This is a genomic window from Streptomyces sp. NPDC091272, from assembly GCF_044757485.1.
GTDB lineage: Bacteria > Actinomycetota > Actinomycetes > Streptomycetales > Streptomycetaceae > Streptomyces.
This window is the reverse complement of sequence record NZ_JBIVVC010000001.1, coordinates 303,043-324,074: the sequence shown is the minus strand read 5'-3', so window position 1 is coordinate 324,074 and position 21,032 is coordinate 303,043. Positions and strand designations below refer to the sequence as shown.

General features: G+C 71.8%; 16 protein-coding genes and 1 pseudogene. 5 read left to right on the top strand and 12 right to left on the bottom strand.

The window, feature by feature from the left end:
• The first annotated feature begins 675 nt into the window (after positions 1-675).
• Both ACIQM4_RS01205 and ACIQM4_RS01200 read left to right on the top strand, forming a co-directional pair.
• The gene (locus ACIQM4_RS01205; protein WP_401584271.1) at positions 676-2,205 is read left to right on the top strand and encodes a helix-turn-helix domain-containing protein; all 1,530 of its coding nucleotides are present in this window, start codon (positions 676-678) and stop codon (positions 2,203-2,205) included.
• A 143-nt stretch (positions 2,206-2,348) separates the two neighbouring features.
• The gene (locus ACIQM4_RS01200; RefSeq protein ID WP_401584268.1) at positions 2,349-3,602 is read left to right on the top strand and encodes a DUF2993 domain-containing protein; all 1,254 of its coding nucleotides are present in this window, start codon (positions 2,349-2,351) and stop codon (positions 3,600-3,602) included.
• 484 nt (positions 3,603-4,086) lie between these two features.
• On the opposite strand, the gene ACIQM4_RS01195 is transcribed toward ACIQM4_RS01200, so the two are convergent.
• The 9 genes and pseudogenes from ACIQM4_RS01195 to ACIQM4_RS01155 all read right to left on the bottom strand — a co-directional run bounded on the left by ACIQM4_RS01195 (position 4,087) and on the right by ACIQM4_RS01155 (position 12,853).
• Positions 4,087-4,521, bottom strand: a complete 435-nt coding sequence (locus tag ACIQM4_RS01195) for a VOC family protein (protein WP_401584265.1) — start codon at positions 4,519-4,521, stop codon at positions 4,087-4,089.
• 78 nt (positions 4,522-4,599) lie between these two features.
• Positions 4,600-5,319, bottom strand: a complete 720-nt coding sequence (locus tag ACIQM4_RS01190; RefSeq protein WP_401584263.1) for a GntR family transcriptional regulator — start codon at positions 5,317-5,319, stop codon at positions 4,600-4,602.
• A 174-nt stretch (positions 5,320-5,493) separates the two neighbouring features.
• On the bottom strand, positions 5,494-6,510 hold the full coding sequence (locus ACIQM4_RS01185) for a proline racemase family protein (protein WP_401586002.1): 1,017 nt from the start codon (positions 6,508-6,510) through the stop codon (positions 5,494-5,496).
• Positions 6,511-6,591: 81 nt separating this feature from the next.
• Positions 6,592-7,515 (bottom strand): dihydrodipicolinate synthase family protein, encoded by a 924-nt coding sequence (locus tag ACIQM4_RS01180; protein ID WP_401584262.1) that lies wholly within the window; start codon positions 7,513-7,515, stop codon positions 6,592-6,594.
• 75 nt (positions 7,516-7,590) lie between these two features.
• The gene (locus ACIQM4_RS01175) at positions 7,591-9,075 is read right to left on the bottom strand and encodes an NAD(P)/FAD-dependent oxidoreductase (RefSeq protein ID WP_401585999.1); all 1,485 of its coding nucleotides are present in this window, start codon (positions 9,073-9,075) and stop codon (positions 7,591-7,593) included.
• The gene (locus ACIQM4_RS01170; protein WP_401585996.1) at positions 9,056-9,376 is read right to left on the bottom strand and encodes a (2Fe-2S)-binding protein; all 321 of its coding nucleotides are present in this window, start codon (positions 9,374-9,376) and stop codon (positions 9,056-9,058) included. The genes ACIQM4_RS01175 and ACIQM4_RS01170 overlap by 20 nt, the downstream gene beginning before the upstream one ends.
• A gap of 599 nt (positions 9,377-9,975) precedes the next feature.
• Positions 9,976-11,121, bottom strand: a pseudogene (locus tag ACIQM4_RS01165) (NAD(P)/FAD-dependent oxidoreductase); the annotation flags it as partial.
• 68 nt (positions 11,122-11,189) lie between these two features.
• Complete coding sequence (locus tag ACIQM4_RS01160) at positions 11,190-11,687, bottom strand: RidA family protein (RefSeq protein ID WP_401584259.1); 498 nt, start codon at positions 11,685-11,687, stop codon at positions 11,190-11,192.
• Positions 11,684-12,853, bottom strand: a complete 1,170-nt coding sequence (locus tag ACIQM4_RS01155) for an acyl-CoA dehydrogenase family protein (RefSeq protein WP_401584256.1) — start codon at positions 12,851-12,853, stop codon at positions 11,684-11,686. Before ACIQM4_RS01155 ends, ACIQM4_RS01160 begins: the two co-directional genes overlap by 4 nt.
• Before the next feature lie 165 nt (positions 12,854-13,018).
• Between ACIQM4_RS01155 and ACIQM4_RS01150 the strand changes: the two genes are divergently transcribed.
• Both ACIQM4_RS01150 and ACIQM4_RS01145 read left to right on the top strand, forming a co-directional pair.
• On the top strand, positions 13,019-14,668 hold the full coding sequence (locus ACIQM4_RS01150) for an AMP-binding protein (RefSeq protein ID WP_401585993.1): 1,650 nt from the start codon (positions 13,019-13,021) through the stop codon (positions 14,666-14,668).
• 4 nt (positions 14,669-14,672) lie between these two features.
• A complete protein-coding gene (locus ACIQM4_RS01145) occupies positions 14,673-15,548 on the top strand; it encodes a PaaX family transcriptional regulator C-terminal domain-containing protein (protein ID WP_401584254.1) in 876 nt (291 codons plus the stop codon).
• Positions 15,549-15,560: 12 nt separating this feature from the next.
• Here the strand turns inward: ACIQM4_RS01145 and ACIQM4_RS01140 are convergent, their stop codons facing one another.
• Together ACIQM4_RS01140 and ACIQM4_RS01135 are read right to left on the bottom strand one after the other, a co-directional pair.
• Complete coding sequence (locus ACIQM4_RS01140) at positions 15,561-17,978, bottom strand: bifunctional salicylyl-CoA 5-hydroxylase/oxidoreductase (RefSeq protein ID WP_401584252.1); 2,418 nt, start codon at positions 17,976-17,978, stop codon at positions 15,561-15,563.
• Between the two features lie 2 nt (positions 17,979-17,980).
• The gene (locus ACIQM4_RS01135) at positions 17,981-18,808 is read right to left on the bottom strand and encodes an enoyl-CoA hydratase family protein (RefSeq protein ID WP_401584249.1); all 828 of its coding nucleotides are present in this window, start codon (positions 18,806-18,808) and stop codon (positions 17,981-17,983) included.
• A gap of 321 nt (positions 18,809-19,129) precedes the next feature.
• Here ACIQM4_RS01135 and ACIQM4_RS01130 point away from each other — a divergent pair, with 321 nt between their 5' ends.
• The gene (locus ACIQM4_RS01130) at positions 19,130-19,549 is read left to right on the top strand and encodes an ATP-binding protein (protein ID WP_401584247.1); all 420 of its coding nucleotides are present in this window, start codon (positions 19,130-19,132) and stop codon (positions 19,547-19,549) included.
• Here ACIQM4_RS01130 and ACIQM4_RS01125 read toward each other — a convergent pair.
• The gene (locus ACIQM4_RS01125; RefSeq protein ID WP_401584244.1) at positions 19,527-20,942 is read right to left on the bottom strand and encodes an amino acid permease; all 1,416 of its coding nucleotides are present in this window, start codon (positions 20,940-20,942) and stop codon (positions 19,527-19,529) included. The two genes, ACIQM4_RS01130 and ACIQM4_RS01125, sit on opposite strands and share 23 nt — an antisense overlap.
• Positions 20,943-21,032: the final 90 nt, after the last annotated feature.

Genomic DNA, 21,032 nt, shown 5'->3' with positions numbered 1-21,032 from the left:
TCCCCGCGCGGCCGCATGAAGCCCAACCCGCGGACAGCTCGAACAGATCCATTCGCCGACGACCCGCAACTACCTCTCTTCATCTACGTCGGCGCCCTCCGAGGCCACACCGTTCAGGAGTTGGCTCTCCGACACGAAGTCCCCCAACGTCTCGTTCGCCTCGCCCTGGACACGATGCAGCCTCCTCCCCGAGGAGTCGAGCGGAGCCACTCAGACCTCGACAGCGACCTCATGGAGGCCATCTACACCATGGCGGGTGAAGGGCTCGGGCCGAAACAGATGTGGTTGCGGCTCATGGATGACTACGAGGTCTCGCTCTCCTACTCGTCGCTTTACCAGTACGTCCGTCGGTACTGCCCTCGGCGACCGCCGCGTGATCGTTTGCCATCGAAGTTAGTCGAGCCAGGCCAGAGCGCCGCTCTCGACTAAGTTCGATGTCGAAGGACAGCCCCCTCCTGTCGGCCGTGGCGCGCGGCGGACGCCCCGTATGTCCGGTTCCGGCACGCGGAGGGTGCCCTGCGGGTGCCGCGCCCCGCCTCCGCGCCTGCCTCCGGTGGCGCTCCGGACCGCATCGCAGCGGCGTATGCCCTGGTGAAACTGACGAGTCGACAGCTCCGTCACTCCTCTGGATCACCCGGGTGAGTGACATCTCATATCTGAGATAGCCTTCCGCCCATGGCAGACGACTACCTCGTACGTATCGGCAAGCTCATCCGTGACGCGCGGCAGCACAGGGGCTGGACCCAGACCCAGCTCGCGGACGCGCTCGGCACCAGCCAGAGTGCGGTGAATCGGATCGAGCGCGGCAATCAAAACATCAGCCTTGAGATGATCGCTCGAATCGGTGAAGCCCTCGACAGTGAGATCGTGTCGCTGGGCTACTCGGGGCCGATGCATCTGCGAGTGGTCGGCCGCCGCCGTCTGTCCGGCGCCATCGACGTCAAGACCAGCAAGAACGCCTGCGTGGCGCTGCTCTGCGCCACCCTCCTCAACAAGGGCCGCACGGTCCTGCGGAAGGTGGCGCGCATCGAGGAGGTGTACCGCCTTCTGGAGGTACTGAGCTCGATCGGCGTCCGTACGCGCTGGATCAACGACGGCAAGGACCTGGAGATCGTCCCGCCGGCCGAGCTGGACATGGCGTCGATGGACGCGGACGCCGCCCGCAGGACCCGCTCGATCATCATGTTCCTGGGCCCGCTGCTGCACCGCATGGACCACTTCAAGCTGCCCTACGCGGGCGGCTGCGACCTCGGTACGCGCACGATCGAGCCGCACATGATCGCGCTGCGCCGGTTCGGCCTGGACATCACCGCGACCGAGGGCATCTACCACGCCGAGGTCGAGAAGCCGGTGGGCCCCGAGCGCCCGATCGTGCTGACCGAGCGCGGCGACACGGTGACCGAGAACGCCCTGCTGGCCGCCGCCCGGTACGACGGCACGACCGTCATCCGCAACGCGTCGTCGAACTACATGGTCCAGGACCTGTGCTTCTTCCTGGAGGCACTGGGCGTCCGGGTCGACGGCGTCGGCACGACCACGCTGACCGTGCACGGCGTGCCGCAGATCGACGTCGACGTCGACTACTCCCCCTCCGAGGACCCGGTCGAGGCGATGAGCCTGCTGGCGGCGGCCGTCGTGACGGAGTCCGAGCTGACCATCCGCCGCGTGCCCATCGAGTTCCTGGAGATCGAGCTCGCCGTCCTGGAGGAGATGGGGCTCGACCACGACCGCTCCGCCGAGTACAGCGCGGACAACGGCCGCACCCGCCTCGTCGACCTGACGGTCCGCCCCTCGAAGCTCGAAGCTCCGATCGACAAGATCCACCCGATGCCCTTCCCGGGCCTCAACATCGACAACGTGCCGTTCTTCGCGGCGATCGCGGCCACCGCACAGGGCCAGACCCTGATCCACGACTGGGTGTACGACAACCGCGCGATCTACCTCACCGACCTCAACCGGCTCGGCGGCCGTCTGCAACTCCTCGACCCGCACCGGGTGCTGGTCGAGGGCCCGACCCGCTGGCGGGCCGCCGAGATGATGTGCCCGCCCGCACTGCGGCCGGCCGTGGTCGTCCTGCTCGCGATGATGGCGGCCGAGGGCACGTCGGTACTGCGCAACGTGTACGTGATCAACCGCGGTTACGAGGACCTGGCGGAGCGGCTGAACTCGGTGGGTGCGCAGATCGAGATCTTCCGGGACATCTAGCCACCCGGCGGGGCCGGCCCCGAGGGGCTCCTACGGCAGGGGCCCCTCGTTCAAACCGGCCCAAACGAGGTGGAGCCGGTCATCGAGCTTGCGTTCGAGGGGAGTGCGCGTGGTGGGATAACGCGATGCGACCCCCCACACGCATGAACCCCCGTCCCGCAGGCCCCCACACACGGAACGGATCGAGCAGATCCGACAAGCCGCGCAACCCCTACGAAGAGCTGGCCCAACTCGCCCCACCCGAGCCCGACTACGCGTCCTACGAGCCGGACGAAGACCTCCTGGGTCTGGCACTGAAGTCGGACCGTGACGACGAGGACGACGGGTGGCAGCCGCCGAACCACCGGGGCCGCAGCCGTTTCGGCGCGGTTCCGGTGGTCTTCAAGGTCGCCGTCACCGGAGTCGTCGCGGTGGCGTTCCTGCTGCTCGCGGACCGGTTCGCGTTGCTGTACGCGCAGGACAAGGCCGAGGACCAGCTGAAGAAGTCCATGAAGCTGGCGACCGCACCCGAGGTGAAGATCCACGGTTTCCCGTTCCTCACCCAGGTCTTCGACAAGCGCATTGAGCGCGTCGACGTCGCGGTGCCGGACGTCGCGGCCGACCGGGTGTCACTCGCGGAGGTACGGGCGACGGCCCGTGACATCCGCATCGTCGGCAGCCTGCCGTCGTCGATCCAGGGCGCCGTCATCGGCAGCGTGGAGGGGGACGTGCTGCTCTCCTTCGACGACCTGAACCGTGAACTCGGCTCGTCGCAGGCCACGTTCGAGAAGGACGGCCACGACCGCATCAAGGTCAGCGGCGAACTCCCGATCGCCGGCACGAAGGTGCTGGTCGGCGCGGAGGCGAGGGTCAGACGCGACGGCGACCGGGCCGTCTCCACCACCGTCGACAACATGCGCGTCGACCTGCCCGGCATCGTGACGTACCGGCCGGGCAAGGACCGTGCCACCTCGGGCCTGCGCCTGCACCCGCAGGCCGCGGCGGCGCTGGCCGAGCAGGGGGAACGCATCAAGGCACTACTGGCGGTTCCGGCGGTCGTCCAGCGGCTCGGTGTGCCGCAGGAGTATGTGAAGAAGGCACTGAGCAGCGAGGCGGAGCTGCACAGGCTGACCGGGTCGCCGCAGTTCGTCAAGCAGCTGATGGGGCTCAACCTGGTGGACGTGGTGGTCGACCACCCGTGGCTGCTGGAGAAGGTCGGCATCGACCCGAAGATGATCGCCTCGCTGCTCGCGATGCGTCCGCCGCAGCTGTCCGAGCAGCTCTCGATGTCCTTCCGGCTGCCGAGGACGCCGGGCGAACTACGGCTGCGGGACATCAACGTCGAGCCGGAGGGCATCCGAGCCGACCTCGCCGGAACCGGCCTGACCTTCGGAGACGTGGCCGGCAAGGGCGAGTGAGGCTGCGGGGCGCGGGGCGGAGGGGACGCCCAGGGGCGCGGGGCGGAGGGGAGGCTCGCGGGGCGCGGGGCGGAGGGCAGGGGGCATGGGTAAGAGGAGCGGGCAGGAGGCGCGGGGCGGCTGGTGCCGCTGTTCCCCGCTCCTGCCGTGCGCCCTGTCTGTCGGCGCGTCCCCGCTGAGCGCCTTGCCTGTCGGCCCGTCTCTGCCGATCCCCTTGCCCGTCGGCCAGTCCCTGCCGTGCGCCTTGCCTGTCGGCCCGTGCCCAGGGGCCTGCCGGGAGCTCATTCAGCGCTGGTGTGCCCTCGGGCCTCGTGGGCGTCGCGTGCACCTGGGCCTCGCGCGGCCTCGTGCCTCGCAGGTGTGCGCGCGCCACGCGCCTCGCAGGCGCCTCGTGCGTCGCATGCGCCCCCTGCCTCGCAGGCGTCGTGAGCGCCCAAGCCTCGCGCGGACTCGTGCCTCGCGCGGCCCCCTGCCTCGCGCGCGCCTACCTCTCACTCAGCGGTGCCGGTGCTTCCTGGAGCACCCAGCCGTTCCCGTCCGGGTCCTTGAAGTAGGCCCAGGAGTTCCAGGTGTCCCCCGTGCCCTGCACCCAGCCCTTCTCCCCCAGGTGCAGCACCGGGCTGATCTCCACCCCGCGGGCCGCCAGCTCCTCCCGGCCCGCGGTCACGTCGCTCACGCACATCTGGAGCCCCTGCAGCGAGCCGGGCGTGGCCGGTGTGACCCATTGCGCCGGGGGGTCCATGCCCTCGGTGAGGGCGATCGAGCACCGGGAGCCCGGTGGGGTCAGCTGCACCACCCTGGACGTCTCGGTGAAGCGCATGTCGACGTCGACTCGGAACCCGCACTTCTCGGCGTAGAAGACCTTCGCCCGCTCGATGTCCGAGACCGGCACCGTGACGACTTCCAGGGTCCATTCCATGAGGTCCTCCGCTGCTCACGTACTGCTCGGGCCGAGCGGCCGAGCGGGGCCCATCCTGGTACGGCGGGCCTGCCGCCGCTAGCGGACGCCCAGCTTCCGGGCGCCGGGAAGCTGGGTCCGCGCCGGTTCGTCGCGGGACTGCGCCCAGAGCGAGCGCACGTGCCCGAGGTGACGGGCCATGCAGGCCTCGGCCGCCTCGGCGTCCCCGGTCAGCATCAGGTCGAGGAGCTCGATGTGCTCCTCGGCCGACGGCACCAGCTCGTTCCGCTCGTCGAGCCGCGTCAACCCGTAGAGACGGGAACGTTTGCGCAGGTCACCCACTGTCTCAACGAGTCGTTCGTTGCCCGCGAGGCCCAGCAGCGTCAGATGAAAGCGGCGGTCGGCCTCCAGGTAGCCGATCAGGTCGTGCTCGCGCGCTGCCGCGACGATCTCGTCGGCGACCGGACGCAGTGCTTCCAGCTGCTCCCGGGTGGCGGTCCTGGTGACCTGGCCGATCACCGGCACCTCGATGAGCGCGCGGATCTCGCTGTACTGGTCGAGGTCGCGCTCGCTCACCTCGGTGATCCGGAAACCCTTGTTGCGTACGGGTTCGACGAGCCCTTCGCGGGCCAGATCGAGCATCGCCTCGCGCACCGGCGTGGCGGAGACACCGAAGTCCGCGGCAAGCCCGGGAGCGGAGTAGACGGACCCCGGGCGCAGTTCGCCCGCGATGAGGGCCGCGCGCAGGGCGTTGGCCACCTGGTCCCGGAGCCGTTCCTGGGCGGTGATCAGGTGGCGCTGCTGCTTGAGTTCGCCCATGGCGGCCCTCCGGGTTGCTGCGGGCTGCCAGCGTACGATGTCACGTTGCGCACCACGGAGCCGGTGCGCAGGTTACGCGGACGACGAGGAGCGCAACTCACTTGCTGCACCGTCGCGTTCGCGCTCGCGTTCGCGCTCGCGCTCGCGCTCGCGTTCATCGGCGTGACTACCGGCTCACAGCAGGAAGCCCGCCGGAAACGGGTCGGTGGGGTCGAGGAAGTACTGGGCGGTGCCGGTGATCCAGGCCCTTCCGGTGACCGTCGGGACGACCGCGTCGATCTCACCCACCGTGGTCTCACCGACGAGCCGGCCGGTGAACTCGGTACCGATGAAGGACTCGTTGACGAAGTCCTGGCCGAGCGCGAGTTGGCCGCGGGCGTGCAGCTGGGCCATGCGGGCGGAGGTGCCGGTGCCACACGGCGAGCGGTCGAACCAGCCGGGGTGGATGGCCATGGCGTGCCGGGAGCGCACTGCGTCGGAGCCCGGGGCGGCGAAGTAGACATGCTTGAGGCCGGCGATGCGGTCGTCCTCGGGGTGTACCGGGCGGTGTGCCGCGTCGCCGTTGACCGCTGCCATCAGGGCGAGCCCGGCCGAGAGGATGTCGTCCTTGCGGGCGCGGTCGAAGGCGATGCCGCCGGGGCCGACGGTGTCCAGCGGGACGAACGCGTAGAAGTTGCCGCCGTACGCCAAGTCGTAGGTGAGGGCGCCGAGTCCGGGGACGTCGATCTTGCGGTCGATGGCGACGCTGAAGGCCGGCACATTGGTGAAGGTGACCGCGGTGGCGGCCCCGTCCGTGACCTGTACGTCGACGGAGACGAGGCCTGCCGGAGTTTCGAGGCGCACCGTGGTGACGGGCTCGTGGACCTCGACCATGCCGGTCTCGACGAGGACGGTCGCGACCCCGATCGTGCCGTGCCCGCACATGGGCAGGTAGCCCGAGACCTCCATGAAGAGGACCCCGTAATCGGCGTCCTCGCGGGTCGGCGGCTGGAGTATCGCGCCGCTCATGGAGGCGTGGCCGCGCGGCTCGTACATCAGGAGGGTGCGGAGGTCGTCCCGGTGGGTGGCGAGGTGGTGGCGGCGTTCGGCCATGGAGGCGCCGGGGAGGGGGCCGATGCCGCCGGTGATGACCCGGGTGGGCATTCCCTCGGTGTGGGAGTCGACGGCGTGGAAAATGTGGCGGGTGCGCAACATGACCTCCGGGCGGGGGAGTTGGGCCTGCACGGCGATAGGTCCGTCAGGTACGTCCAGATACGTCGGGCGGCGGCCGGGTCAGTGATGGCCGTCGGCGATGAGCTTCTCGGTCAGGGTGCGGATGGCGGCCGCCTGGTCCTCGGGGAGCGGGAACCGCGGCGGCCGGGTGGGTCCGCCATGCTGTCCCGCGAGGTCCATGGAAAGCTTGATCGCCTGGACGAACTCGGTTTTGGAGTCCCGGCGGAGCAGCGGGTGCAGGGCCCGGTAGAGCGGCAGCGCGGTGGCGAGGTCCCCGGCCACTGCTGCCCGGTAGAGGGCGACGCAGGACACCGGGAGCGCGTTCGGATACCCGGCGATCCAGCCGACGGCGCCGGCGATGGCGAGTTCGAGGAGAACGTCGTCCGCGCCGATTAACAGGTCGAGTCCGGGGGCGAGTTCGGCTATTTCGTACGCCCTGCGGACATCGCCGCTGAACTCCTTGACGGCGACGATGCTGCCGTCGGCGTGGAGGTCGGCGAGCAGGGCGGGCGTCAGGTCGACCCTGGTGTCGAAGGGGTTGTTGTACGCGACGACCGGCAGGCCCGCGCGGGCGACCTCGGCGTAGTGCGCCCGTACCGCGTCCGCCTCCGCACGGAAGGCGTTGGGCGGCAGGAGCAGTACGCAGCCGGCTCCGGCCTCGGCGGCCAGGTCGGCCCAGCGGCGGGACTCGGCACTGCCGTACGCGGCGACGCCGGGCATGACACGGTCGCCGCCCGCGACCTCGACCGCGGTACGGACGACTCGGGCGCGTTCGGCGTCGGTGAGGGTCTGGTACTCGCCGAGCGACCCATTGGGGACGACGCCGTCACAGCCCGCTTCGAGGAGGCGGGCCACCTGGGCACCGTACGCGTCGTGATCGACGGACAGGTCGTCGCGGAACGGGAGGGTGGTGGCGACCATGATGCCTCGCCAGGGGTGCGGTCGGGGAGAGGGCGCGGTCCGCTTGCTGCCCAGCGTGTCCATGCGAGAACTCCTTATGGTGACGTGTGACATTTTATTGAGTGGCAGTACTGCCCGGCAAGGGTGCGCGGTTTCCAACTAGCCCTCACCGCCTGCGAGTTCACCAAGGGTGAGCGGACAGGCGAGGGGGCGTCGGTCGGCGGTTCCGGCAGCCGTACCGCCGGCGAGCCGGGTGACGGCGGGAGCACACAACCGTCCCTGGCACCAGCCCATCCCCGCCCGGGTGAGGAGCTTGACCGTGCGGGCGTCGCGGGCGCCGAGGTCACTGACGGCTTCGCGGACCTGCCCGACGGTGACTTCCTCGCACCGGCAGACGACCGTTTCGGGATGCAGCCAGTCGGTCCAGCCGGGGCCTGGGGCGTGTGCGGCGGCCATGGCATCGGCGAAGGCGCGCAGCCGGTCGCGACGGGCGGCGCGTCTCGTGACACGGCGGCTCGTACGGAGGCGGTCGCCGTCACCGCGCGCGGAGGATGGCGCCACGACTTGACCACCGGCACCCGCGATGTCCAGCGCCGCCAACTCACCCTCCAGCAATGCCAGTTCTGCTCCACCCACGCCACCCGTTTCCCCCGCCGCCCAGATGCCGGGAACGGAGGTGCGCTGCCGGTGGTCGACGGCCAGGGCGTGCGTCCCGTCAGGGCCGGTGCGGGTGGCGCAGCCGATCGCCGTCGCCAGCTCCACCTGCGGAACCAGGCCGTGCCCGACGGCGAGGGCGTCACAGGGGATACGGGCCGCCTCGCCGGGCACGGGCCTCCAGCCACGGTCGAGCCTTGAGACGGTGACGGCCTCCACCCGGTCGTTGCCGTGAACTGCGGTGACAGCGGCGCGGGTTCGCACCCGTACGCCGTGCCGCAGGAGGGTTGCCGCGTGCCGGGCACCCTCGGCGAGCTTGCCGGGGTTGGCGACCAGTGCACCGGGGCGGCGGGCGTAGCCGGCGTATCCGCCGGCCTCAACGACGACCGGCACGGTGGCACCGACGGCGGCGAGCGACCCGGCGACCGCGAGCAGCAGCGGACCGCTCCCGGCGACGACGATCCGCCGACCGGGCAGCACGAGCCCGGCCTTCAGCATGGCCTGCGCGCCTCCCGCGCCGACCACGCCGGGCAAGGTCCAGCCAGAGAAGGGAAGTTGGCGTTCGTACGATCCGGTTGCGAGGAGGAGCCGGGCGGCGTGCACGGTACCGCGACTGCCGGCTCCGTCGGGCCCTCGGACCACCTGCACCGCCCACCCGCCCTGCGCCGGGGTGACGGCCCACACGTGGTGTTCGGCGAGGTGGCTCACCCGGCCGGAGGCGAGGTGGGCCTCCAACTGGGCGGCCCACCTGGCGTATGCGGACCAGGAGTGGTGCAGGGCCTGGGGCCGCCGGGCCCGGAGCCCGGGTGCGGGATGCCGGTAGAACTGCCCGCCGGTGCTGGCGGCCGAATCCACCAGGGCCACACGCAGGCCGAGACCGGCAGCGGTGACGGCGGCGGCGAGACCGGCGGGTCCGGCGCCGACGACGGCGAGATCGTACGGGCGGGGCGGGGGCGTGCCGTCGGGCTGCTCAGACGGTGAGGTCGGCACGTCCGTGTCCCTCCTGGGTGGTGACCCGGTCGCCCGGCCGGGCGGGTACGAGGCAAGCACGTTGGTTGGGAACGGAGTTGACCGTCGCGAGACAGTCAAAACAGGAACCGATCCCGCAGAACGCCCCTCGGGGACGTCCCTCCCGGCGGGTGGTCCGCCAGGAGAGGATCCCGCCGGCCCAAAGGACTGCGGCAATGGTCTGCCCCGGCAGAGCCGTGACGGGCCGACCGTCGAAGGTGATCTCGAAAGGGGGCTCAGGGGTGGCTCGGGCAAGTGAGAACGGGGTACGGGCAGGGCGCACGCGTGCTGTCCTTTCTTGGGGTGGGTGGGGAGGGGTGGGGCGGAAGGGGCCGGCGTGCCTGGCGGGCGGGAGGGCCTGGCGGGTGGGGCCCGCGGGCCTGGCCGTCGGGAGGACGGGCGGGCTGCCCGGCGGGCGGAAGAGGCTCGCGCGCCCGGTAGGCGGGGGGGGACGGCGTGCCCGGCCGCCGAGCGGAAGGAGCTGGCTTCCCGGCAGGCAGGCGGGGTCGACATGCCCCGTAGGTAGGCCTGACCGACGTACCCAGCCGCCGGGCGGGGCCGACTGCTACCGCGCCAGGGGCCTCCCGACCCCGGCAGCCGGTCCGGCATCGGTGGGCGGTGCTCACCCCGCACCCCTGAGCCCCCGAGCACCCCCGCCGCCCCCGCCGCCCCCGCCGCCCCCGCGTCATGTGGCACTCCCCGCGGCCCCTGCCCCCGCGTCATGCGGCACTCCCCGCGGCCCCTGCCCCCGCGCCATCTGGCACTCCCCGCGTCCTCCGGGCCCCCCGCGTCCTCCGGGCCCGCCGCGTCCTCCGGGCCCGCCCGACTGAGTCGCTGTCTGGTCCCCCGACCCAAAGTGGGCGTTGCTTGTGCCGGAGGCGTCGCACGACCGAACCGCTCCGGACGGAACGCGTGCCACCCGGCCGGACCCGACCGCGTCCCCAGGAGCGCCGCCGTGACCAGTGCTCCCGTTCCCGGTGCCAGCCCCACCCCCGCGCCCTCGTGCCCGCACGCGTGCACCAGGCCAGGCACCCGGGGGTCAGCACCGATCGCCGGCAGGTGGTCCGGCAGGTAGGGGCGGAACCCGTGGTAGGCCCGTATCACCCGCACCCCTCGAAGCACCGGGAACAACTCACCTGCCTGGGCAGCCAGCCGGCTCAGCGCCTCGGTCGACAGCGACCGGTCGAACCCGACCCGCTCGCGGCTCGCCCCGATCAGTACCGGCCCCGCAGCCGTTCCCTCCACCACGGCGGACGTCTGGAGCGCCGCCGACCCGCTCGCCACGTCGGCCACGTAGTCCGCCGCGTACACCTTGTGCCGTACGACGCGTGGCAACGGCTCGGTGACCAGCACGAATCCGCGCCGCGGCAGCACCGGCAGCTCGGTCCCGGCAAGCGCCGCGAGCTGCCCGCCCCAGGTGCCGGCGGCGTTGACCACGGCGGCCGCCAGGATCTCGCCGCGGCGCGTGCGCACTCCCCGTACCGAACCGCTCGGCGAGAGCAGCACACCGGTGACCTCCTCGCCCAGGCGCAGCTCCGCCCCCGAGGCCTTCAGGAGGTGTGCAGCGGCGAGGGCAGGTTGGACCTGCGCGTCCTGCGGGTAGTGGACGCCGCCCGCCAGACCCGGCGCCAGGTGCGGTTCCGCATCGGTGAGGCCGGAGCCGGGCACCACCTCGCAGTGGACGCCGGCGTCCGCCTGCGCGGCTGCGAAGGCGCGGAGCGCGGCGAAACCCGTCTCCCCTGCCGCCACCACGAGACCGCCCTTCGCCTCGTACTCGATCTCCCGCGGGAACTCCTCGGCGAGCTCACGCCAGAGCGTCGTGGACAGCAGCGCCAGTTCCAGCTCCGGCCCCGGCTCCTTGTCGGAGACGAGCAGATTGCCCTCCCCTGCCCCGGTCGTACCGCCTGCGACGGGACCGCGGTCGACGACGGCGACGGAGAGTCCGGACCGGGCGGCGTAGAAGGCGCAGGCGGCGCCGACCACCCCGGCCCCGACGACGACAACATCAACAGGACGTCTCGTGAACACGCCAGTAATATGTCACACAACACCGGTGCCAGCAATGGAGGTTGGAGCCGTTGCTCCCCAACTACCCGTCAGAGAACGGCAATTCCGTCCAGCTCCACGAGTGCCTGTTCGTCCCACAGACGGACCGCACCGATCACCGCCATCGCGGGATACTCGCGACCCGCCAGCCTCCGCCAGATCCGCCCGATCTCGGGGGCGTTCTCGCGGTAGTCGGCGACATCCGTGGCGTACACGGTGACCCGGACGAGGTCGCCGGGGCCGCCTCCGGCATCGGCGAGCGCAGCCAGCAGGTTGGTGAGCGCCGTCTCGAACTGCTCGACCAGCGTCCCGCCCACCACCGTGCCGGCGCTGTCGAGCGCGGTCTGCCCGGCCAGGAACACCAACCGGGAGCCGGACGCCGCGACGCTCACGGCGTGCGAGAAGCCGGTGGGAGGCGAGAGCGCGGCGGGATTGTGCCGCCGGAGACGGCCGGCGCGCGGAGCGGGACCGTCCCGGCGAGGGGCCCGCGAGGCGGCGTCGTCCCCTTGCGGGCCCAGCACGGTGGGCTCGTCCTCCTGCGGGCTCATGCGTACAGCTCCTTCGCGATGATCGTGCGCTGGACCTCGGTCGCGCCCTCGTAGATGCGGGGCGCGCGGACCTCGCGGTAGAGGTGTTCGAGGAGGTGACCGCGGCGGAGCGCTCGGGCGCCGTGCAGCTGGACCGCGGAGTCCACGACGAACTGGGCCGTCTCGGTGGCGAAGAGCTTGGCCATGGCGGAACTCTTCGGCACGTCCGGTTCGTTCCTGTCGTACGCGGACGCCGCCGCGTACACGAGCAGCCGGGCCGCCTCCGTGCGGGTGGCCATCTCGGCGACCAGGTGGGACACGGACTGGAGGTCTTTCAGCGGGCCGCCGAAGGCCGTGCGTCCCGCGGTGTGCGCGAGGGTCGCGTCGAGCGCGGCCTGCGCCATGCCGACCGCGAACGCGCCCACGCTCGGCCGGAAGAGGTTGAGGGTGTCCATGGCGACCCGAAATCCCCTGTCGGGTACGCCGATGACGTCCGCCCGGCCGACCCGTACGCCGTCGAGGACCAGCGTCCCGATGGGGTGCGGGGACAGCATGTCGAGCGCGGTCCCGGAGAGCCCGGCCCGGTCGGCGGGCACGAGGAAGGCGGTGATGCCGCGGGCGCCGGCGCCCGGGGTGGTACGGGCGAAGACGGTGTAGAAGTCGGCGTACGGGGCGTTGGAGATCCAGCACTTCTCACCGCTGAGCCGCCAGTCCCCCACGGCGGCGCCGTCGCTTCCGCCTGCGCCGCTCTCGCGAGCACTTCCGCTCCCGTACCGACGTTCCGGTTCGGCCGCGAGGGTGAGTGCCGCCGCGTCCGAGCCCGCTCCCGGCTCGCTCAGGGCGAAGCCCGCGACGGTCCGCCCCGCGCGTACGCCCGGCATCCAGCGGGCGCGCTGTTCGTCGGTGCCCGCGCGGGCGACCGGCGCCGCGCCGAGCCCTTGGAGCGCGAGGGCGGTCTCCGCCTCGGTGCAGCCCCGGGCCAGCGACTCGCGCATCAGGCACAGGTCGAGTGCTCCGGAGGTGAACAGCCGCTCCAGCAGGCCGAGTTCACCCAGGGCCTCGACGAGCGGACGGTTGAGGTGTCCGGCCTCGCCCTGCTCCGCCAGGGGACGCAACTTCTCCCGCGCCAGCGTGCGCAGCGTGTCGCACCACGTCTGTTGTTCCGGCTCCAGCGCGAATCCGGGCATCCGCGGCCCCTCTCAGCTCGCTCACCACGCGTGTTATCGCGGGGCATTGACTGTCGTCACCATCACGATACGCTCGGGAACACCAACGCACCGCAGGATCACCCACCCGTCAGATCGCCAGTCGCACCCCGGACTGCTCGCTGCAAGGGGGCCAATCCCATGGCCATGGAACTGCACCCCTCGGCCCACGCCGACACCTTCCCGCGTGACCATCTGCCGCCCCCCGAACAGTGGCCCGAGCTCCTCTTCGAGCTGCCGGAACTCCAGTACCCGGACCGCCTCAACTGCGGTGCGGAGCTGGTGGACCGCCCTCTTGAGGACTTCCGTTCCGACCGCCCCGCCCTGCGCGTCCCGTCCGGCGAGATCTGGTCGTACGGCGATCTGCGTGAGCACACCGACCAGATCGCGTGCGTCCTGACCGACGACCTGGGCGTCGTCCCCGGCAACCGGGTCCTGTTGCGCGGTCCGACCACCCCCTGGACGGTCGCGTGCTGGCTCGCCGTACTGAAGGCGGGCGCGGTCGTGGTGACCGTACTGGCACAGCAACGGGCCTCGGAGCTGGCCACGATCTGTGAGATCGCGCAGGTGAGCCACGCGCTGTGTGACGTGCGGGCGATGGACGAGCTGGTGAAGGCCGGGGTGCCGGGCCTTCGGATCACCGCGTTCGGCGGGGACGCGCCGGACGACCTGGTGCGGCAGGCGGCGATCAAACCGACGCGGTACGAGGCGGTGGACACCGCGTCGGACGATGTCGCGCTGATCGCGTTCACGTCAGGGACGACAGGCCGGCCCAAGGGCTGCATGCACTTCCACCGGGACGTGCTGGCCGTCGCCGACACCTTCTCGCGCCATGTGCTCAGGCCGGAGCCGGACGACGTGTTCACCGGCAGCCCGCCGCTCGGCTTCACCTTCGGGCTCGGCGGGCTGGTGATCTTTCCGCTGCGGGCCGGTGCCTCGACGCTGCTGCTGGAGCAGTCGGGCCCCGGACAGCTGCTGCCCGCGCTCGCCGAGCACCAGGTGTCGGTGCTGTTCACGGCGCCGACCGCCTACCGGCTGATGCTGGAGGAGCTTGCGTCGCCCGCTGCCGCCTCGGCCTCCACCGGCTACGACCTGAGCGCCCTGCGCCGCTGCGTGTCGGCGGGTGAGAACCTCCCGGCCGCCACCTGGCAGGCCTGGTACGACCGCACCGGGGTACGCATCATCAACGGCATCGGTGCGACCGAGCTGCTGCACATCTTCATCTCGGCTGCGGACGACGAGATCCGTCCGGGGTCCACCGGCCGCCCGGTGCCCGGCTGGCAGGCGCGCGTGCTGGCCGCGGACGGTTCCACGGCGCCGGACGGGGAGCCGGGGCTGCTGGCCGTCCGGGGCCCGGTGGGCTGCCGGTACCTGGCGGACGAGCGTCAGCGGGAGTACGTGCGGGACGGCTGGAACCTGACCGGCGACACCTATGTGCGCGACGCCCAGGGCTACTTCCACTACGTGGCGCGGGCCGACGACATGATCGTCTCGGCCGGGTACAACATCGCGGGGCCCGAGGTGGAGGACACCCTGCTGCGCCACCCCGACGTCACGGAGGCCGCGGTGGTCGGCCTCGCCGACGATCTGCGCGGGCAGGTCGTCACCGCCTACGTGGTGGTACGGGACACCGTGGCGCGCAGCGAGGCCACCGCGGCGCGCCTGCAGGACTTCGTGAAGGCGGAGCTCACGCCGTACAAGTGCCCTCGCGCAGTCGTCTTCCTGGAGGCACTGCCGCGCACGCCCACGGGAAAACTCCAGCGGTTCCGTCTGCGCAGCCCCGGGAACGTACAGTGATCACGTGGCTGACCTGCACACTCCCCGTTCTCTGATCATCACGCTGTACGGCGCGTACGGGCGCCGCGGTGCGTCCTGGCCGGGCGGCCCCAAGAACGGAGTCGGCGGTGGCGACCGGCCGATCCCCGTGTCGGCGCTCGTCCGGCTGCTCGCGGCCGTCGGCGTCGACGCGCCGTCCGTGCGCTCGGCGGTGTCGCGCCTCAAGCGGCGCGGGCTGCTGGTGTCCGCGCGCACGGCGGACGGCGCGGCCGGGTACGCGCTGTCCGACGACGCCCGCCAGCTCCTGGACGACGGCGACCGCCGTATCTACGGGCGTGCGCAACCGCGTCTGTCGGACGGCTGGGTGCTGGCCGTGTTCTCCGTGCCGGAGGCCGAGCGGGCCAAGCGGCACCTGTTGCGCTCACGGCTGTCCCGGCTCGGCTTCGGGACGGCGGCGCCCGGTGTGTGGATCGCGCCGGGTGGCCTGTACGAAGAGACCCGGCACACCCTGGACCGGCTCCAACTGGCTCCCTACGTCGATCTCTTCAGGGGCGACCACCTGGGGTTCGCGGCGACGGCCGAAGCGGTGGCGCGCTGGTGGGACCTGCCGGGGATCGCCGCGCAGCACGAGGACTTCCTGGCCAGGCACGAGCCGGTGCTGCGGGAGTGGGAGACACGGCCGGCGGCCGACGGTACGGCCGGCGAGCGGGCGTACCGGGACTATCTGCTGGCACTGGACTCCTGGCGCCGGCTGCCGTACGCGGACCCGGGGCTGCCCGTCGAGCTGCTGCCCGACGACTGGCCCGGCGGCCGCTCGGCGGAGGTCTTCGCGCAGTTGCACGCGCGCCTGCGGGACGCCGGCTCCGCGTTCGTACGGCCCGACGCCCTTGTGCGGCCGTAGGCACCGGGCTCCTCAGCGTGAACTGCCCAGGCGCAGGCGGGGTTTGGGGCCGTCGGTGCGGCCGGTAGGCGGCTTGCGGCTGCCGGCGGCGTACGGCAGCGGCCAGGGGGCGCCGGGGCCCGAATAGCTCTGTTCCGCGGCGGCGTGCAGTGTCCAGTGCGGGTCGTAGAGGTGCGGTCTGGCCAGGGCGCAGAGGTCGGCCCGCCCCGCCAGCAGAAGGGAGTTGACGTCGTCCCAGGAGGAGATCGCGCCGACGGTGATGACGGGGACGCCGAGGGCGTTACGGATCCGGTCGGCGTAGGGGGTCTGGTAGGAGCGGCCGTATTCGGGGGCCTCGTCGGGGACGACCTGGCCTGTGGAGACGTCGATGGCGTCGGCGCCGTGCGCGACGAAGGCACGGGCGATCTCGACGGCCTCCTCCTCGGAGGTGCCGCCCGGCGCCCAGTCGGTGGCGGAGATGCGGACGGTCATGGGTTTGTCGTCGGGCCAGATGCCCCGGACCGCGTCGAAGACTTCGAGGGGAAAGCGCAGGCGGCGGGCGAGGGTTCCGCCGTAGGAGTCGGTCCGGCGGTTGGTGAGGGGGGAGAGGAAGCCGGAGAGCAGATAGCCGTGGGCGCAGTGGAGTTCGAGGAGGTCGAAGCCGCAGCGGGCGGCGCGCCAGGCGGAGGCGGCGAACTGCTCGCGGACGTCGGTCAGCCCTGTCCGGTCGAGCTCGGCCGGGACCTGGTTGACGCCGGGCCGGTAGGGCAGCGGGGAGGCGGCGGCGAGGGGCCAGTTGCCGGCGTCGAGCGGCTGGTCGATGCCGTCCCACATCAGCCTGGTGGAACCCTTGCGGCCGGAGTGGCCGAGCTGCACCCCGATCGCGGTGCCCGGGGACTGCCGGTGCACGAAGTCGGTGATCCGCCGCCAGGCGGTGGCCTGTTCCGGGCTGTAGAGGCCGGTGCAGCCGGGCGTGATGCGGCCCTCGGGGCTGACACACACCATCTCGGTCATGACGAGTCCGGCGCCGCCCAGGGCGCGGGCGCCGAGGTGCACGAGGTGGAGGTCGGCGGGGAGGCCGTCCCGCGCGGAGTACATGTCCATCGGGGAGACGACGACGCGGTTGCGCAGTTCGAGGCCGCGCAGCCGGAAGGGGGTGAACATCGGGGGCGTGTCGGGGGGACAGCCGAAGTCGCGCTCGACGGACTCGGTGAAGACGCTGTCGCGCAGCCTCAGGTTGTCGTGGGTGACACGGCGGCTGCGGGTGAGGAGGTTGAAGGCGAACTGGTGCGGCGGCTGGTCGAGGTAGCCGGCCAGGTCCTCGAACCAGCGCAGGCTGGCGGCGGCGGCACGCTGGGTGGACTCGACGACCGGTCGGCGTTCGCGCTCGTACGCGTCGAGTGCGGATCGCAGGTCGGGCTGCTCCTCGATGCTGGCGGCGAGTGCGAGGGCGTCCTCGACGGCGAGCTTGGTGCCGGAGCCGATGGAGAAGTGCGCGGTGTGCGCGGCGTCCCCCAGCAGCACGGTGTTGCCGTGCGACCAACGGGCGTTGACGACGGTGCGAAAGGCCGTCCAGGAGGAGTTGTTGCCCTTGAGGGGGCGGCCTCCGAGGGCGTGGGTGAAGATCTTCGCGCAGCGTTCGACGGACTGCGCCTCGTCGCAGCTGTCGAAGCCGGCGGCCCGCCAGACCTCTTCGCGCATCTCGACGATGACGGTCGACGCGTCCTGGGCGTAGGGGTAGCCGTGGAGTTGCATGACGCCGTGCTCGGTCTCGGCGATCTCGAAGCGGAAGGAGTCGAAGGCGAAGTCAGCCGCCAGCCAGATGTAGCGGCAGCGGTGGGAGGTGACGCGGGGGGCGAAGACGTCCGCGTGGGCCTGCCGGGTGAGGCTGTGCACTCCGTCGGCGGCGATCACCAGGTCGTACGCGGCGGAGAGTTCGGCGGCGGGCGGGGCTTCGGTGCGGACCCGGAGGCCGACGCCCAGCGCGTGGCATCGGGCGTGCAGGATCTCCAGGAGCCTGCGGCGGCCGAGGGCGGCGAAGCCGTGGCCGCCGGAGGTGAGCCGGCTTCCCCGGTGCACGACGTCGATGTCGTCCCAGCGGACGAATTCGGCGGTCAGCGCCCGGTAGACCTCGGGATCGGCGTGCTCGATGCCGCCGAGGGTCTCGTCGGACAGGACGACGCCGAATCCGAAGGTGTCCTCGGGAGCGCCGCGCTCCCAGACGGTGACCTCGCGGTCCGGGCCGAGCCGCTTGAGCAGGGCAGCGGCATACAGCCCGCCGGGACCCCCGCCGACGACGGCGACACGTAGGGGCGTGGGCGGCACGTGGGGCTCGGGGGCCGCAGAAGGTACGGGTGGCGTGGGGGCCGCGGAAGGTATGGGGGGCTCGGGGGCCGCGGAAGGTATTGGGGGCTCGGGGGCCGTGGGCGGTATGGGGGGCGTGGCGGGCATGGTCACCGCCCCTGCCAGTTCGGTGGCCGTTTCTCGGTGAAGGCGGCGTGGAACTCCGCGTAGTCGTCGCCGTTCATCAGCAGTGCCTGGGTGGCTGCGTCCAGCTCCACGGCGGCGGCCAGCGGCATGTCGAGTTCGGCGGTCAGCAGCGCCTTCGTCTGGGCGTGGGCGAGGGCGGGGCCATCGGCCAGCCGGCGGGCGAGGGCGGCGGCCCGGCTGTCGGCCTCGCCCTCCTCGGTCAGCTCGCTGATCAGACCGATCCGTTCGGCCTCCGGGGCCCGGACCGCATCTCCCAGCATCAGCAGCCGGGTGGCGTGCCCGAGGCCGACGACCCGCGGCAGCAGGTACGCCGCCCCCATGTCGCCGCCGGACAGCCCGACCCGGGTGAAGAGGAAGGCGAACCGGGCGCTCGGGTCCGCGACCCGGAAGTCCGCCGCGAGCGCGAGTACGGCGCCCGCCCCCGCCGCCACCCCGTGCACCGCGGCGATCACCGGGAAGGGGCACTCGCGCAGTGCCCGTACCACCTGCCCGGTCATCCGGTTGAAGTCGAGCAGCTGCGCGGTGTCCATGCCCAGGGTGGCGCCGATGATGTCGTCGACGTCCCCGCCCGAACAGAACCCGCGCCCCTCACCGGCCAGCACCAGGGCGCGCACGGACCGCTCCCTGGCCAGCTCGGCCAGAAGATCACGCAGGTCTGCGTAGGCACCGAAGGTGAGCGCGTTGAGCTTCTCGGGCCGGGCGAGGGTGACGGTCGCGACCCCGTCGTCCAGGGTCAGCCGCAGGTGGTGCCACTTCTCGGTGCGCGGTGCGGAGCTGAGGAACGGGCTCATGGGACGCGGCCTCCCGATGCCGATGCCAGTCCCCCGAAGCTATCACCGGTCTGTGACTCCCGTCACGAGTACGCGATAGAGCGTCACGAAGACGCGACAGACCAGCACGAGCACGCGACAGACCGTCCCGAGCACGCGACAGCGCGCTCGGCCGCCCGGGGCCCGCCCGTCCGCACCGGGCCGTGTCCGGTGGCCGACAGACCGTAGGTCCCCGCGAAGTGTGGCGCAGGTCCCTCCGGAATCCGGCGAGGGACCCTCGTGCCGCGGCGTTTCGCTTCGTACCGTTGAAAGCAGGAACTCCGTCCCTCGATCGGACCCGCTTTGTCTCCTGAAGGACCCACCTCCTGGCGCATCGAACTGCCGCACTCACCGGCCGCGGTGCCGCTGGCGCGCGCACTGATCCGTACGGCACTGGCCGACCTGGACGCCCCGGCGGCTGACAGCGACACCGCCGAGCTGCTGACCGCGGAGCTGGTCGCGAACGCCGTGGAGCACACCGGCGGCTCCGCCCCCATAGAGCTGGTGGTGGAGCTGCTGCCGACCGGCTGCCAGGTCGAGGTGCACGACAGCGACCCGGGGCCGCCCGGCGACCTGGACTCCTCGGCGGCCGACCGGCACCCCGACCCCTGGCAGGAACACGGCCGCGGCCTGCTGCTGATCCGCACGCTCAGTTCGGACTGCGGGCACCGGCGGACCGACTCGGGCAAGGCGGTCTGGTTCAGGCTCCCGGCGTCGCGCTGACCTCGCGGTCGCCCAGCCGGGAGTGGCGGCGCCCGTAGAGCGCGTACACCACCGCCCCGACGGCGAGGAAGACGGCGAACTGGACCCAGGTCCGCCAGCCGGTCCCGTAGATCAGGTACAGGCAGAAGAGCACGCCCAGGGCCGGGAGCACGGGGAACAGCGGCACCCGGAAGGAGCGCTGGAGGTCCGGGTTGCGGCGGCGCAGTGCGATCACCGCGACGTTGACCACGGCCATCACGGCGAGAGTGCCGATGGTCGTCAGATTCATGACGACGTCGAGCGGGACGACGGCGGCCGGGACGGCGAACACGCAGGCGACGATCCAGGTGTTGGCAACCGGCGTCGACGTCTTGGGTGACACCCGCTCGAAGACGCGCGGGACGAGTCCGTCGCGGGACATCGACATCAGGATGCGGGTCTGGCCGTACATCACCGCGAGGACGACGGACGCGATGGCGACGACAGCCCCGAAGGCGATGATGCCGCCGCCGAGCGTGGAGTCCGTGACCTGGTTGACGATCAGGGAGAGCGCGGCGGGCTTGGCGGCGACGTCGTCGGCGGACATCGCGCCGATGGCGGCGATCGCGACCAGACAGTAGAGCAGGGTGACCACTCCGATGCAGATCATGATCGCGATGGGGATGTTCCTGCGCGGGTTCTTCACCTCTTCACCGGCCGTGGTGATCGCGTCGAAGCCGATGTACGAGAAGAAGGCGACCGACGCGCCGGACGTGACGCCCATCAGGCCGTGCGAGGCGAACGGCGACAGGTTGCCGGACTCGAAGGCGGTGAAGGCGATCGCGCAGAACAGGACCAGCACGGCGATCTTCACCACGGCCATCACCGCGGTGGCACGTGCGCTCTCCCGGATGCCCCGCACCAGCAGCAGCGCGGCCAGCATCGTCACGACCACGGCCGGGATGTTGACGATGCCCCCGTCGCCCGGCGGGTTGGAGAGCGCGGCGGGCAGCTGCCAGCCGATCAGGCTGTTCAGCAGCTCGTTGAGGTACTGCCCCCAGCCGACGGCCACCGCGGAGACCGAGATGCCGTACTCCAGCAGCAGGCACCAGCCCACCAGGAAGGCGACGCGCTCGCCGAGGGTGGCGTACGCGAAGGAGTACGAGCTGCCGGAGACCGGGATCGCACCGCCCAGCTCGGCGAAGGAGAACGCGGTGAAGACGCAGGTGATCGCGGCGAGCACGAACGAGACGACGACCGCGGGGCCCGCCTCGGCGACACTGTCGGACAGCCCCACGAAGATGCCGGTGCCCACGATGGCGCCGACCCCGAAACACACCAGCTGAAAGAGCCCCATGGTGCGCTTCAGGCCATGGCCCTCCAGGTCAGCGCCGGATTCGGCGACGAGCAGGTCGGGGGACTTGATGCGTTGCATGCGGGGTGGTTCTCATTCCTGATGCCTGTGTACACAGAGAGAATGGGGTCCGGGCAGTAGAGCCCGAACCCCATCAAGCACCGCGATGGT